The 12,650-nt window shown below is 60.3% G+C and carries 18 protein-coding genes; all 18 read right to left on the minus strand.

Annotation, left to right across the window (positions count from 1 at the left end; genetic code table 11):
* Positions 1-372: 372 nt before the first annotated feature.
* The 18 genes from ACO9S2_RS17095 to ACO9S2_RS17180 all read right to left on the minus strand — a co-directional run bounded on the left by ACO9S2_RS17095 (position 373) and on the right by ACO9S2_RS17180 (position 12,462).
* Entirely contained in the window at positions 373-957 is a 585-nt protein-coding gene (locus ACO9S2_RS17095; protein WP_423723624.1) for a c-type cytochrome, read from the minus strand.
* 26 nt (positions 958-983) lie between these two features.
* The gene (ppk2, locus tag ACO9S2_RS17100; protein ID WP_423723625.1) at positions 984-2,045 is read right to left on the minus strand and encodes a polyphosphate kinase 2; all 1,062 of its coding nucleotides are present in this window, start codon (positions 2,043-2,045) and stop codon (positions 984-986) included.
* A gap of 26 nt (positions 2,046-2,071) precedes the next feature.
* The gene (locus ACO9S2_RS17105; RefSeq protein WP_423723627.1) at positions 2,072-2,431 is read right to left on the minus strand and encodes a DsrE family protein; all 360 of its coding nucleotides are present in this window, start codon (positions 2,429-2,431) and stop codon (positions 2,072-2,074) included.
* 45 nt (positions 2,432-2,476) lie between these two features.
* A complete protein-coding gene (locus tag ACO9S2_RS17110) occupies positions 2,477-3,064 on the minus strand; it encodes a superoxide dismutase family protein (RefSeq protein ID WP_423723629.1) in 588 nt (195 codons plus the stop codon).
* Positions 3,065-3,185: 121 nt separating this feature from the next.
* Positions 3,186-4,196, minus strand: coding sequence for a c-type cytochrome (locus tag ACO9S2_RS17115; protein ID WP_423723630.1), 1,011 nt, complete (start codon positions 4,194-4,196; stop codon positions 3,186-3,188).
* A gap of 37 nt (positions 4,197-4,233) precedes the next feature.
* The gene (locus ACO9S2_RS17120) at positions 4,234-4,851 is read right to left on the minus strand and encodes a c-type cytochrome (protein WP_423723631.1); all 618 of its coding nucleotides are present in this window, start codon (positions 4,849-4,851) and stop codon (positions 4,234-4,236) included.
* Positions 4,848-6,029, minus strand: coding sequence for a sulfite oxidase (locus ACO9S2_RS17125; RefSeq protein ID WP_423723632.1), 1,182 nt, complete (start codon positions 6,027-6,029; stop codon positions 4,848-4,850). Before ACO9S2_RS17125 ends, ACO9S2_RS17120 begins: the two co-directional genes overlap by 4 nt.
* The gene (locus ACO9S2_RS17130) at positions 6,026-6,463 is read right to left on the minus strand and encodes an OsmC family protein (RefSeq protein ID WP_423723633.1); all 438 of its coding nucleotides are present in this window, start codon (positions 6,461-6,463) and stop codon (positions 6,026-6,028) included. Before ACO9S2_RS17130 ends, ACO9S2_RS17125 begins: the two co-directional genes overlap by 4 nt.
* A complete protein-coding gene (locus tag ACO9S2_RS17135) occupies positions 6,460-6,990 on the minus strand; it encodes a YeeE/YedE thiosulfate transporter family protein (RefSeq protein ID WP_423723634.1) in 531 nt (176 codons plus the stop codon). The genes ACO9S2_RS17130 and ACO9S2_RS17135 overlap by 4 nt, the downstream gene beginning before the upstream one ends.
* Positions 6,987-7,553: a YeeE/YedE thiosulfate transporter family protein gene (locus ACO9S2_RS17140; RefSeq protein WP_423723636.1), complete on the minus strand. Its 567-nt coding sequence runs from the start codon at positions 7,551-7,553 to the stop codon at positions 6,987-6,989. The genes ACO9S2_RS17135 and ACO9S2_RS17140 overlap by 4 nt, the downstream gene beginning before the upstream one ends.
* Positions 7,554-7,602: 49 nt before the next feature.
* On the minus strand, positions 7,603-8,457 hold the full coding sequence (locus ACO9S2_RS17145; protein ID WP_423723637.1) for a c-type cytochrome: 855 nt from the start codon (positions 8,455-8,457) through the stop codon (positions 7,603-7,605).
* A gap of 10 nt (positions 8,458-8,467) precedes the next feature.
* Complete coding sequence (locus ACO9S2_RS17150) at positions 8,468-8,686, minus strand: YgaP family membrane protein (protein ID WP_423723688.1); 219 nt, start codon at positions 8,684-8,686, stop codon at positions 8,468-8,470.
* Positions 8,687-8,782: 96 nt separating this feature from the next.
* Positions 8,783-9,151, minus strand: coding sequence for a c-type cytochrome (locus ACO9S2_RS17155; RefSeq protein WP_423723638.1), 369 nt, complete (start codon positions 9,149-9,151; stop codon positions 8,783-8,785).
* 239 nt (positions 9,152-9,390) lie between these two features.
* Positions 9,391-9,906: a hypothetical protein gene (locus tag ACO9S2_RS17160; protein WP_423723639.1), complete on the minus strand. Its 516-nt coding sequence runs from the start codon at positions 9,904-9,906 to the stop codon at positions 9,391-9,393.
* Between the two features lie 63 nt (positions 9,907-9,969).
* Positions 9,970-10,197, minus strand: coding sequence for a DUF2934 domain-containing protein (locus ACO9S2_RS17165; protein WP_423723640.1), 228 nt, complete (start codon positions 10,195-10,197; stop codon positions 9,970-9,972).
* A gap of 17 nt (positions 10,198-10,214) precedes the next feature.
* On the minus strand, positions 10,215-11,210 hold the full coding sequence (locus tag ACO9S2_RS17170; RefSeq protein ID WP_423723641.1) for a hypothetical protein: 996 nt from the start codon (positions 11,208-11,210) through the stop codon (positions 10,215-10,217).
* Complete coding sequence (locus tag ACO9S2_RS17175) at positions 11,210-11,446, minus strand: hypothetical protein (RefSeq protein WP_423723642.1); 237 nt, start codon at positions 11,444-11,446, stop codon at positions 11,210-11,212. Before ACO9S2_RS17175 ends, ACO9S2_RS17170 begins: the two co-directional genes overlap by 1 nt.
* A gap of 224 nt (positions 11,447-11,670) precedes the next feature.
* Positions 11,671-12,462 carry a Crp/Fnr family transcriptional regulator gene (locus tag ACO9S2_RS17180; RefSeq protein WP_423723644.1) on the minus strand — a complete coding sequence of 264 codons (792 nt, stop codon included), beginning with the start codon at positions 12,460-12,462 and terminating at the stop codon, positions 11,671-11,673.
* Positions 12,463-12,650 lie beyond the last annotated feature (188 nt).

The following is a 12,650-nucleotide window of genomic DNA, read 5'->3' on the forward strand; positions in this document are numbered from 1 at the left end:
TGGGCGAACCCCACAAAGATTCACACGCTATTGAGATCGCCTCGTTTGTGATCTCAGAGAACCAGTTCTGCGAATGTCATGCCGCTTCTTTTGCACTTGCGCACTGTGACATGAACCCCGCTCATCTACTTGATTATGCAGAGACAATGAGAGGGAGAGAAGGAGAGAGGGAGAAATGACCTTGTGCAGACGTTTGCTACAGTCCACCCAACATAGTGGCGCAAAATTCCACCAATGCAGGGCAGAGCTATTGATGGATCGCAAGCCCCATGTCAAATTGACAAGATATTCTCGTCGATGTGAGCGTAAAGCTTATGGTTCAGGCAGATACTTAGCGTAGCGGGCCCCTCAGAGAGTGCCCGCATCACCCATTTACCGGGACTCCTCATGCTTCTCGCAAGGTTGTCCGTCATAGCACCCCATCCCGCCTTTCGGCCCGCGATGCTCCATGCCGCCCATCCCTCCGCCGGGTCCCATCATGGGCCCCATGCCTTGTCCGTGGCCCATCATGCCGTGCCCGTGCTCAGCGGCAAAGCTTCGCTCATACTGGATGATCGACCAGATTTCTTCGTCGGTGAGCTGGTCGCCGAATCCGATCATGGCCGTACCAGGCGAGCCATGTTTGATCACCCAGAAAATCTCGCCTTCGGTACGATGGCGCCAGAATCCGTGATGCTGGAAGTTTCGTGGTGACGGATCGAGGCCGACTGCAGCCATGCCATTGCCCGATCCATCCTTCCCGTGGCAATTGAAGCAGGTCCCTCTCCCGTTGTAGAGGGCCTTGCCCTTCTCGACGATCTCCGGCGAATCCGGCAATGGATTGGTGAGGGCACGCGCGTCGGCCAGGTTGTCGGCCGGCACCCGCGGCTGCATCATAGGCCGTTCGGCAGCGTTCCCCGTTGCCGCATTCGAGACAAGCACCGCGAGCAGGCTGCAGAACACGATCCTCTTTCGCATACTCATCATCCCACCCTCTCTGTTTTTCAGAAATCGAGTTCCACCATCTTCCGATGGAACCGGGTAATCACATTCGGGTCCGGCGCCAGACGGATCTGCGCCTCGTCCTTTCCCTTGTAGGGCAGGAGGTTCAGCACATGCCGCAAACTTTCCAGTCGCGCAGCCTGTTTGTCGTTCGCCTGGACGATAATCCATGGACTGAACGCCGAGTGCGTCTTGCTGAACATTTCTTCCTTGTACCGTGTGTACGAGTCCCAGAGTTCCTGCGCCTTCTCATCGACGGGGCTCAGCTTCCATTGCTTCAGGGGATTCTGCCGGCGCGCGTCAAATCGCTTGGCCTGCTCCTCCTTGGAAATGGAAAACCAGAACCTGATGATGGTCACGCCGTCTTCGTAGAGCATGTGCTCGAATTCCGTGACCTGCTGCAGGAAGCGCTGATGGTCCTTCTTGCTGCAAAACCCCATCACCGGCTCGACCACGGCGCGGTTGTACCAGCTGCGATCGAAGAACACGATCTCGCCCTTATTGGGCAGCTGCCGGATATAGCGCTGGAAATACCATTGACCTTTCTCTTCGTCGGACGGCTTCGGCAACGCCACCACACGCATCGCCCGGGGATTCAAATGCTCGGTAAACCGGCGGATGGTCCCGCCCTTCCCCGCCGCATCGCGCCCTTCGACCAGAATGGCGATGCGCTGCCCTTCGGCCTGCACCCAGCGCTGGAACCGGACGAGCTCGACCTGAAGGGCGCGCAGCTCTTGTTCGTACAACAGCGTCCTCCGCACTTCTTCAAGATCCACCGCTTTGTTCTTGAGCAAGGTCAGCAGGCCTTTGCGGGTATTGATCCTCGTCAAATCCTCACCCGTCAACGCGTGCCCGGCTGCGTCGATGGCGTAGGCGATCTGTCCCCCGCTTCCGTTCTGCCTCTGACGGTAGCCGTCCCCTTGTCTGGGAATCGCGGTCGGAATCGCCTCCAATTCATCCGCCAGCAGGTCGCCGTCATTGTCGGCAACGACTCCGGCATCCCCTCCAGCTCGACGGTCTTTCCTATTCTTCGATTTGCCGGTCGCCTCGCCCTCTGCAGCCATGATGCTCCCTTCGCCGAACGTCCAGGTTAAAACGCCACATTCCGGTCCCGTTCGGCGACCGCCTTGATGTAGTCCGGCATGCCCTTGATGGAGGCGCCCCCGACAAGATCCGCCCCGCCGATTTGCCGGGCTACCGCACAAGCGCCGCAGACCCAGATCGGCACCCCGGCTGCCTGGACAGCGGCGAGCAGATCCTTCAACGGCGTCAGGTTCACACCGGTCACGTGATCGGCCGTTCCCTTCCGTCCCAACGTCACCGCCTCGTTCCAAAGCCAGAGCACCACGTCATGCCCCTGCTCCTTGGCCACCTTCGCCGCCATGAATGGCAGCGTCGCCATGGTCGGATCATCAGTGCCCCGGCTGCCGGAAATAATAAAACTTGCCATCGATGCTCCTCCGTTTCTGTATCTCTGTTCTCGCGGGATCGTCGTCTATTTCTCCAACGTAATCACGCCACAGGCAATCCTGGGCCCACCAGGCGCGTCTTTTGTCGGCGGATCAGGAAGGTATTGATCCTCAAGCCCATGGATGATAAAGGCGCTGCCATCCTTGTCGAATAACGTCGTCAGGCCCGGGCTGAGGGTGACACGGCTGGTGATCGTGTAGAGCGACCCTTTCCGATTCTCATCGACCATCAGATTCGGCAGGTCACCGAGATGGTACGGATGGTTTCCCAGTCCCGGCGTCACGTTCGCCTCAGGGTTCACTTGCGGATCGACAGTACCGTCATAGTGTCCTTTTGCGGCGGTGAACGGATCGCAGGCTCCTGTCTCGTGAATGTGAATGGCATGGCGACCGGGCGTGAGTTTGCTCTCAGCCGTCCCTTCCAGCTTCAGAACAATGCGCACCCGGCCCTCGTATTCCTGATACAGTTTCGCCTCGCCGGTAATCCCCGGTCCGGCAATCATGGCCTTGGCATGCAGCTTCTCATCCAACTTGCCCGTATACGGACGCGAGCAACCGCTGACAAGGACTACGGCCCCAACCCCAAGGATCATCCATGTGACTATGCGGCTCATATAACCTCCTCTCGACCCGCCGGCGATCCGGCGCAGGAGATGAACTCCACGACCTGTTGATCAGGGAATCGAGCAGAGGCACCATGCCGGCGCATGGTGCCTTTCCCCATCCCTTTGCTTTCTACTTCGGGCCTTTGAACGTTGCTTTCAAATAGGCCATGACATCGGCCACACCCTGCTGCCCGATGGTCAGGCCCCAGTAAGGCATGTTGGCGGATTTTCCCATCGCCGCGCCGCCGTGGTTGATCATGTTGTACAGGTACTCGGTCGGCACCTCGCTGAAGTTGATATTGGCATGGATCGCCGGTTTCGGTTCGATCGTGGCCGCAGCCGGTCCGTCCCCCTTTCCGGTGGCCCCGTGGCACTGCATGCAATACTCTTTATAAATCACCTTCCCGCGCCCGACGCTGGCCTTCCCGAACTCGGGTGCCGTCCAGGGCTCATAGTATTTGAAGTCAGGAACGCCTTGCGCAGCGAGGTACCCGATCACCGCACGTAACTGCGGCTCTGTGGCGTCAGCCAGAAATTCCCCGGTGTGGATGATGAAATCCTGCGGGTTCTGCCCGAACCGGAAGAGCCAGTCCATGTTGTACCGCTGACCGGATTTTTCGAGCGCGGTGCTCTGCTGCCCGCCGATCAGTTTCCCGTTTTCCTCGATCGTGTGACAGCCGAGGCAGGCATGCGCCTTATAGGCCATCCCTCCAAACGTCACCTCGAACTTGCTCACCTTCGAGGCATCGAACGCCCCGACTTTCACCCGCGGATCCTTGTTGTTCTTGTCGAAATAGTCGGCAATGGCATTGGCTTCGGCCTCGGTCACGACCGGATGCTTCATCGATCCCTCGCTCAAATCCCACCGATACCCCTTCACATACAGCGGTGCTTCCTTGCCGGTGAGCCAACGGATCAACCAGGGGCGCTGATACTTGCTGCCAGCCCAGATGAGGTCGGGCGCTCTCAGATTGAAACGGGACTCGGCCGTTCCTTCCAGTCGGTGACAGGACACGCAAGCCTGCTGGATCAACTCTTTCGCCCGTGGCTGATCGCTGCCGAACAACAGCCGCGGAGTGGACATCAGTCCCACCAGCGTCAACAGGGCCCCGCCAATGACCACACTCTTCCGTAGATTCATGACCGCTCCTTTCATCTGTCGTGACCTCCCCGCCCCCTTACCTGGCTAATAACCAGGCATGAATATCCGCAATATCCTGATGACTCAGCACCGCCCCCCAGGCCGGCATCGGCCCTCGTCCGTGCAACACCGTCTCCCAGAACAGATCTTCATGTTTGAGAATCGGGTTCTTCGCGAGCTTCGGGCCCATTCCGCCGGTGGCACCGGCCCCATGACAGGCCTGACAATTGTGCTCGAAGATGCCCGCCCCTCTGCCCGCCACGCCGACGAGCGGACCCGTGCTCGCAGGCTCCTGCGTGAGCGGCTCGGACGTTCTCACTTCGCTATCGAGCGGCGGCAGATGATCCGGCGCGGCCGGGTGATAACGCGCCGACAGATAGCGCACGAGCAGGTCGGCTTCGTCGTCGGAAATCTCCGCCCCCCAATGTTTCATCTTGTCGACCGTGGCCAGCCAGCGGTCCTTCGGCAATCGCTGTTGAGACACGAGGTCCGAGCTATGGCACACGGAGCAGCGCGCGACGATCAACCCCTCGGCGCGCGGCGCCAGCGCCGCGCTCACCGACGCCAGATCATCCTCCTGCGCCGACGTGCCGGCCGCCAACCCGGCGAGTCCCAGCACGACCGCACCGATGAGTACAGGGGCTCGATTCATCATAATCCCACCGTGATCGCGACACGATCCCACCCGTTCCACAAAAATCCGCTCGGATTCCACGGGCTGGTTTGGGGTTGGACCTGGCCACCGGAATCCGTCGCACGACAGAGAATCGTGACGGGCCCGGACACCGTGGGCTTCCACAGAAACTGCCATTGCCGCCAGGCGTAGGGTTCGTCCTCACCCACCAGCCGGGCCTGCTCCCAGGTCTTGCCTTCGTCGAACGAGAGCTCCACGGTCGCGACAGTCGCCTCCCCGCTCCACGCCACTCCCTGCACCGTCACCGGTCCCTGTCCGACTTGCGCGCCTTCAGCCGGAAAGGCAATGAGCGACTTCACGACCATCGCTTCCACGGGAACCATCGAGGTCCCCGGAAGACCGGAGTTCGGCTGAATCGCCGTGACCGGCACGCGATAGGCCGTCTGCATGTAGTACCCCTTGGCTTCGTCCGCCTGCACGGTGATATCAGTCAGCCACTTTGTGCAGGAATCTGCCATCCAGCCCGGCGTAATGACCCGCAGCGGGGCGCCGTGCAACAGCGGCAAGGGACGTCCGTTCATTTCATACGCGAGAAGTGTGTCCGGATGCAGGGCCTTCTCTAACGGAATGCTCCGGGTGAACAGCGGCACGGACGCGACCACCGGCCGGTCGGCGCCTTGCAATTGGACATGCTTCGCCTGATGACGGAGACCGGCTTTGGTCAGCACGTCCCGCAGCCGCACGCCGGTCCATTGCGCATTGCCGACCGCGCCCCGCTCCCATTGCACGCCGGGCACTTTCGGACGATGGAACGCGCGCCCGTTGCCGCTGCATTGGACCACGGCTGTGATCGTGACCCGTTCGAATTCTTTGAGATCATTGAGCGTCAGTTCCAACGGCTGCTCGGTTAATCCCCCGACACGGAGTCTCCAATTGGCCTCGGAAATCAGGTCCGCCGCCGGCGGGCCGAAATGGCTTCTCACGAAGAAGCGGTGGTTGGGAGTGAGGAAGGAGGTGAATTCGCGCACCGGCGTTTCAGCGTCATAGGGCCTGGTCACCCGTGCGGTCAGGGGGCCCGACTCATTACGATCCGGGGCATCCCCGGCTGCCTGCGCCGCGGGCAGGCGCTGATTGACAAGCAGGCTGACTCCAAGACCTTGGAGTATGGTCCCAAACAGAGACCTCCGCGAAATGGTCATAGGGGTACCTTCCCTTCAGACGGCTGGGCCAAGGGATGAGTGTGCGGATTCAACTTGATGGACAGGTTCGGAGCGACAGCCAGCGACTGATGGACGGTACAAGCATGGGCGACTTTGAGCAACCGTTCCTTGATGTCCGGGGACAAGCGATGCGGCAGATGAATCACGAGGGCGATGGTTCCGACGCGATGGGGCCCCTCCGCCGTCTCCCACTCAGCCTCCACCGAGAGCCCTTCACGCGATATCTCGTGCCGCGCGCAGAATTGCCCGACGAAATACCCGACACAGCTCGCCACCGATCCGACAAACAGTTCGACGGGACTCATCCCGGCATCATGCCCGCCGTCTTCGACCGGTTGATCCGTGATGACCCGGTGCCTGCCGCTCGTGATGTCATAGCGGGCTCCACCATGATAGGCGACGGTGAGTTTCATCGCGCACCTCCTGAATCGGGAAGCCTGATAGCCAGCCAGAGGCAGCACACACCCAACGGGGCCGCCAGCACAATGCCCGGCATCTCGAGCAATCCATGAATCGTCACTGGTCCGTACCGGCCCAGCGAGAACAAGACCGTTTCAAGATCCGGGACCATAAAGGCAAACACCAGCGCGCCGAGCAACCCGCCGAGGACCGTCACCCAGGCATCGGGCTTTCCTTCCCCCGCCGCGGCGAGCGCGGTGCCGGGACAGTAACCCGTGACGGCAAAGCCCACCCCGAAGATCAGCCCGGCCACTGCGACCCCCGGCATATAGAGATCTTTCACGTTCATATTGGCCCACCCGAACAGATCCAGCAGATGCACGCCCAGGAGCCCCACACCGATGGCCGTCAGGATGAGCTTGATGATCGTCAGATCTTTGAGTCGCAGCGCATTGGTAATCTTCGTATGGCTGGAGGCCCCGGATAATTGCAGCACGGCGCCGAATGCGGCACCCAGGATCAACCCCAATAGCAACTTCATCGCTTCCCCCAGTCCCCATAGAGCCACCGCGCCGTCACGATCGCGCTGACGAAGAGCGCCGCCGAGAAGATGAGCGAACTCACCGCGAGCTGAGACACGCCGCTGATCATGTGGCCGGACGTACAGCCGCCTCCGAATCGGGCCCCGAACAGGAGGAGAAATCCCCCGATGAACGACCAGGCCAGCCGCCGCCCGGGAATCGGCCCGAATCGCGTGGCCCATTCTCCCGGCAGCACCCTCGGGCTGAACCGCTTCGTCGCCCACGACGCGAGCCCTGCTCCGATCGGAATGCCGAGCACGAAAAAGAATTCATACGTCGCCAGCGTCCAGCCCCCGGCCGTCGCAGAGAGATAGGAGCTTTGATTGGCAACCTCCGGGAGCACCTGGTGCAGCAGCACCCCGTCCAACACCACATACTGCGTCGAAACGCCGATCGGCTGCACGAGGGCCACGGCGATAATCAAGACGAGGCCGATCCCCAACCCGCCGGCCCACCAGGGCAATATCGGAGCCACGGCAAAACCCGGTGCATCGGTGATCCGGCGAGGTCGGAGGTCGCTCATTATTCGTGCTCTTAATTCGCCCAATCACCCAATGACGACATCACCCGTTCTAGTAGGGCGCATCCGCCGGCTTCCCGCCTTTCGGCCAGTCATACGCCTTCGCCGGAAAGTCCGGACGCGGCTGACTGTTGATAAATGCCGCGACATCAAACGCCTCATCATCGGTCACCGTCCATCCCCACCCGCGCGGCATGTTTGCTTTAATAAACGACGCCGCCACACTGACACGCGCCATCCCTGCGGCGATGTTATACGAATCCGGCCCCCACAGAGGCGGCGCGGCCATCGTCCCTTGCCCGTCAGACCCATGGCAAAAGACACATTTCTTCGCGAACACCGCCTTGCCGTTGACGGCATCCGGCGGACGAGTCGAGGTGATACGGGGGATGCCTCGCCAGGGGACGGCACTCCCTTGCGGGACGTTCTGTGACAACCAGTCGATATAGGCGACCACGGCCGCCAATTTTGAACTGTCGGGCGGAAGGGCAGTGCCGTTCAAGCTGCGTTCGAAACATTCATTGATCCGGTCCGCGAGGCTCACCTGCCGATCGGCGCGCGCCCGGTACTCCGGATACAGACGGCTGAGGCCCACAAAGGAGGCGGCATTCGGATTCAGCCCCGCATCGAGATGGCAAGTCGTACAGTTGAGTTTGTTCCCCGCATAGGGCTGCCCGTACTCCTGCGTATTGGCGACAATTTTGAAGCCCAACCGGATCTGCTCGCCGCGCTGACCGCCGGGAATGGATTCGGGGGACGGCGGGGCAAAGAGCGCATCCAGCGCCGGTTCCTTCTTCGCCGGATCATTGGATTCAGCCACCTGCCCCGCTTTCGGCGGCGGGACACACCCTGCGACAAGCCATCCGGCGACCGTCATCAGCAGACACCCGAGTGCGATGTGGCGCATGAAAGGCCTCTCAATGTTTATGGCCGTGAGCCGTCGGGCAGGTATTGATTCCCAGCAGCGTCCACAATGGACAAAAGCCGATCGCCCCCGTCACCAGCGCGATGGTCCCCACCACGAATGCGACCCCTGTTCCCACGGGAGGCAACCCGGCAAACGCTCCAATCCCCAATGCCAGCACGCCAACGACGATTCGGATAGGCCGCTCAATTCCTCCGACATTGCATGTCATCACGACACCTCCTGGTTATATGCCCAAGAAAGGTTTGGCTGCCTGCTTCCTTGGAGCCATGAGATAGCAAAGCGATTCACTTCCGACACTCACAAATTACTCCTGCCGGAGCGTTCGCACATAGGCCAGCACATCCCAGATCTCATCGTCGGACAGCGTCGTACTCCATGCCCCCATCGCTGTATTGGGCTTTCCGTCATGAATACGCTTGAACAGACTCGCATCCAATCGACTCTGAACGGCTTGTGAACTGAGGTCGGCCGGCTGGGGAACGAGCTGAATGCTCATGGCCCCTTTCCCGTCAATCCCATGGCATCGGATGCAGGTATTGGTATAGATCTCCCGACCGGCCACTGCGTCGTATTGCTTCACCGGCATAGAAAGATCTTTCACCCCTGCGCCTCCGCCGAATCCGACCGAGGTCATCCCGACAAACAGACTGAGCATTATTCCAGCGAAACGCATAGGCCACCTCTTTTTCTGATTAGATGACACTGCGAGCGATGTGCCACTGCTCTGCATCCATCTATGCCTTAGAATGACTCAATATACCAATGGGTTAGCGAGTGGCGGTCACTTTCGGCCGATAAAGGGAATGACGAGTGGCGAGAAACACCCCAACCGGGAAACGGGTCACTGTCGCAGGATGCCACAGAGGGAAGGCTTGGAGGGGCGCAGCCCGTCTCAAAGAGGAAAGACAGATACTAGATGAAGGAGAGCGTTGCGTCGCTCGATTGATCACCAACGGGACGAATGACCGCCTCCATTCTGATTACAACACGCGACCCTCCTCCCCCGATCTGGTCACGTAATCCAAAGGCTTGCAGCAGCACTGCCTCGTCTTGGTCTACAAGCAGTTGTCTCGCTTCAAGCCGTTGACGCTCAACGTTCCCCGTCCAGCATGCAAGCGCAAGTCGCATCCGGTCGAATAGATCAGCGACTGAACCGGGAAGGGCGCCATCTGTGGCATGACCGTGTTCCCGCCAATTCAGCAACTTGAGGAACTCAAAGGCTGTCTGATTCGCATAGAGCATCTTGCACGACGAGGAGAACACCATAATACCGACTCGTCGCCGCGGCTTCGGGAGCACCCGGCTCAGCACCACGGAATCGCTGCCGTTCTGCGGCCCCGTCAGGGCCTCTTTTTCCTGGGACATCTGCGCCTCTTGTGTGCCGTACTCAGGACAATCCATGAGCAACGATGCAAGCCCCTGTGTCATGCCACCCTCCTCCGTTTGACCGGCAGCCAACACTGATTCAAGCCGCTCCAACCCGGCCACTCATCAGTGACCTGTCAGAACCCTCTGCTCCGCGGCAAGCCAATCGTCCACTTCATGGCCGTCCCCGCGACCCCGCTGCTCATAGAACTGATAGGCCAACGCGGCAATACGGGCATGGAGATCTTCCGACGCCCCGGTTTCTCCAGGTCCGGAGCCTCCGGCCTCTGGCTCCTTCCTTGAGGAGACCGCCCGAACTTTCCGTCGAGATCCTGGTACGGCATAGAGTTTCATCAGTTTTCTCTCCTTTCTTACATGTTCGCCGCGACAGAGCCGTCAGAGACAGCCTGCGAGATCGGCGCAAAGGGGCGATTCAAACATTCCAGCGGGAACGCCGGTTGCCGGCCGATCCGACGCAACGAATTCGTAATCCACTCGGGCTTGCCCCAATCGCTCCACAGCACGTCGCTCATTTCAATCACAGCAGTCCGCTCTGGAACACACTGAACCAGTTCGGAGAAGAAGTGATGGGCCGGCATCTCCTGATACATCTCATCGAGAACACCCGCCTCCCGGGGAGTGCCGATGACGGCACTGAACGCCTCAAAGCGCGCCATAAGATCCGGGAAACACTGCCACCCGAGCTGCCATACCAGCTCCGCCTTGGCCGCCAGCACACCCGTATTCCACAGCGCCCCTCCGGCCAGCGCCGCGTCGGCTTGCACAGCAGTCGGTTTCTCCAGGATCGCCTCGACCGCCTTAATCTGGTATTGGGTAGACCCGTCGAGCTGCTCGCCCGGCATGATCCACCCGTAATCCAACTCCAGGCGATCCGGGGGAACCCCAAGAAGCACCAGCCGGTCAGGCAACCACTCAGCGGTCCACACCGCCCGCCGGACCGAACCGAGGAACCGGTATTCGGGGTACACAAAATGATCCGAGGGATAGAGCACCACGGTCGCCCGGGGATCCCTGGCTCTGATATATGTGAGCGGCAGAAAGATGCTGGCCGCCGTCTCACAATGCCTCGGTTCGACCAGAACCGTCCCTCCTGTGCGTCCATCAAGCTGGGACCAGGCTTCCCGGCGATGCTCACGGGCAATGACCGTCACGATACGCTCCGGCTGACAAAGCCCGGCGGCCCGGTCCAGGGTATGTTGAAACAGCGACCGCCCCCCGACAAAGGCACAATACTGTTTCGGCTTGGGATGTCCCAGCCAGCGCTGGATGAATGCTCTGATTCGACCGCCGTCGTCGGCGACCGAGACGATCGACCAGGTCTGATTCGGCATCCGAGACCCCTCCATCACGCTCCTCCCTTCGCCTCATTCCAATCGCGTGCCCCGGCCGGTGACGACAAAAAGTCTCTGTAATAGGCGAGACAGACCGGGCAATAGGTGTGAGAGAACATCACGTCCTCCCGCCTGAGCATGTACGCAGCCAGATAGGATTTGAAATCCTGCCAGAGCCCCTCCCCCCGTTCAGTCCCTGTGTCGTCTCGAACCCGATCGCAAAAGCAACAGATCGGCACCACCTGTCTCATGGTTTCCTCCTTCCTCTTCCGTCCAGCCCGCCATCGGACCCAGAGGGGAATCGTGAAGAACCACTCAGTCTGAGGCACGACCTCGCCCGCAGTGACCTGCCAGACGATTGATCATCTCTTGGATCTGAGCGGTTCCAAAAGCCGAACGATCATGAATACTCACCCGATCGGTATGCCGTGCGCACAGCATGGAGCACCCTACCTTTTCATGACCAGACCTTCGCTTACTTCCGAAGGAAAGACTGGTCAAAATTGCTCAGTCGTGAAGAATTGACGCGGCGGCGCGGCTGAACGCTGCCTGGCGCAACTCCATGGCACCGAGGCTGTAGAAACGGATGGGAGGCCCCGTTGTGGTGGACGACCTTGAGGAGAGAACTGCGTACATGCAAACAGGCATCCCCATCAGGCCTACCGCTGTACTCAATGAAGCCCCGTTTACGGAACTTGTTCATGAAGAAACTGACGCGGGAACGGGTGGTCCCGATCATCTCGGCAAGGGTTTCCTGGCTGATCTTCGGAATGACCGCCTCCGCCCTGCCCTCCTCCCAGAAGTGCGCCAGCAACAGGAGGGTCCGCGCCAGCCGCTTCTCACTGGGGTTGAGGAGCTGATCCACCAAGTCTTCTTGGATGCGGATCTTGTGATGCAGCAGATAACCCATAAACCACTCGGCAAACCCGGGCGCATCGCGAAGGAGCCGGATCATGGCGTCTCTGTCGAGACGCACGACACGGGAGTCTTCCACGGCCGTCGCCGTTTCGCCACGAACCGTCTGTCCGGAAAGGCAGCACTCCCCAAAACAGTCGCCCGGCTCCAGAATCGCAATGACGGCTTCCTTGCCCTGCGGCGAGACGACCGTCAACTTGCTCTTGCCCGCCCGGAGAAAGTACACGGCGTCCGCCGCATCCCCTTGCGCATAGATCGTGCGTTTCCTGGAGAAGGTCATTTCCGTTTTGCCGCTGCCGATTTGCGCAAGGAACCGGTCGATATCAAGCGGCATCGTGTGCGTGAGCGTCATGCTGGCCCCCTCTAAGACTTGAGACGTCCTCAGCGACCGGCGCTGAACCGGCTGACAATCGCTCCTCGCCCTTCCTTTCGCGTGTGCACCTCCGGCCACAATGCCTGGTTGCCGGTGTGTGTACGATGGCATCGCCTCCGGCCAAACCGATCGCCCAGGCCTGCTTTGGCATTCGTGGCCGGTCCATC

The organism is Nitrospira sp. NS4, assembly GCF_049546785.1.
Taxonomy (GTDB): Bacteria; Nitrospirota; Nitrospiria; order Nitrospirales; family Nitrospiraceae; genus Nitrospira_D.

Bases quoted from the DNA above. Each gene is read 5' to 3' on its own strand.
- ACO9S2_RS17095 (WP_423723624.1), bottom strand. From the start codon at position 957: ATGCGAAAGAGGATCGTGTTCTGCAGCCTGCTCGCGGTGCTTGTCTCG.
- ppk2 (WP_423723625.1), bottom strand. From the start codon at position 2,045: ATGGCTGCAGAGGGCGAGGCGACCGGCAAATCGAAGAATAGGAAAGAC.
- ACO9S2_RS17105 (WP_423723627.1), bottom strand. From the start codon at position 2,431: ATGGCAAGTTTTATTATTTCCGGCAGCCGGGGCACTGATGATCCGACC.
- ACO9S2_RS17110 (WP_423723629.1), bottom strand. From the start codon at position 3,064: ATGAGCCGCATAGTCACATGGATGATCCTTGGGGTTGGGGCCGTAGTC.
- ACO9S2_RS17115 (WP_423723630.1), bottom strand. From the start codon at position 4,196: ATGAATCTACGGAAGAGTGTGGTCATTGGCGGGGCCCTGTTGACGCTG.
- ACO9S2_RS17120 (WP_423723631.1), bottom strand. From the start codon at position 4,851: ATGATGAATCGAGCCCCTGTACTCATCGGTGCGGTCGTGCTGGGACTC.
- ACO9S2_RS17125 (WP_423723632.1), bottom strand. From the start codon at position 6,029: ATGACCATTTCGCGGAGGTCTCTGTTTGGGACCATACTCCAAGGTCTT.
- ACO9S2_RS17130 (WP_423723633.1), bottom strand. From the start codon at position 6,463: ATGAAACTCACCGTCGCCTATCATGGTGGAGCCCGCTATGACATCACG.
- ACO9S2_RS17135 (WP_423723634.1), bottom strand. From the start codon at position 6,990: ATGAAGTTGCTATTGGGGTTGATCCTGGGTGCCGCATTCGGCGCCGTG.
- ACO9S2_RS17140 (WP_423723636.1), bottom strand. From the start codon at position 7,553: ATGAGCGACCTCCGACCTCGCCGGATCACCGATGCACCGGGTTTTGCC.
- ACO9S2_RS17145 (WP_423723637.1), bottom strand. From the start codon at position 8,457: ATGCGCCACATCGCACTCGGGTGTCTGCTGATGACGGTCGCCGGATGG.
- ACO9S2_RS17150 (WP_423723688.1), bottom strand. From the start codon at position 8,686: ATGACATGCAATGTCGGAGGAATTGAGCGGCCTATCCGAATCGTCGTT.
- ACO9S2_RS17155 (WP_423723638.1), bottom strand. From the start codon at position 9,151: ATGCGTTTCGCTGGAATAATGCTCAGTCTGTTTGTCGGGATGACCTCG.
- ACO9S2_RS17160 (WP_423723639.1), bottom strand. From the start codon at position 9,906: ATGACACAGGGGCTTGCATCGTTGCTCATGGATTGTCCTGAGTACGGC.
- ACO9S2_RS17165 (WP_423723640.1), bottom strand. From the start codon at position 10,197: ATGAAACTCTATGCCGTACCAGGATCTCGACGGAAAGTTCGGGCGGTC.
- ACO9S2_RS17170 (WP_423723641.1), bottom strand. From the start codon at position 11,210: ATGGAGGGGTCTCGGATGCCGAATCAGACCTGGTCGATCGTCTCGGTC.
- ACO9S2_RS17175 (WP_423723642.1), bottom strand. From the start codon at position 11,446: ATGAGACAGGTGGTGCCGATCTGTTGCTTTTGCGATCGGGTTCGAGAC.
- ACO9S2_RS17180 (WP_423723644.1), bottom strand. From the start codon at position 12,462: ATGACGCTCACGCACACGATGCCGCTTGATATCGACCGGTTCCTTGCG.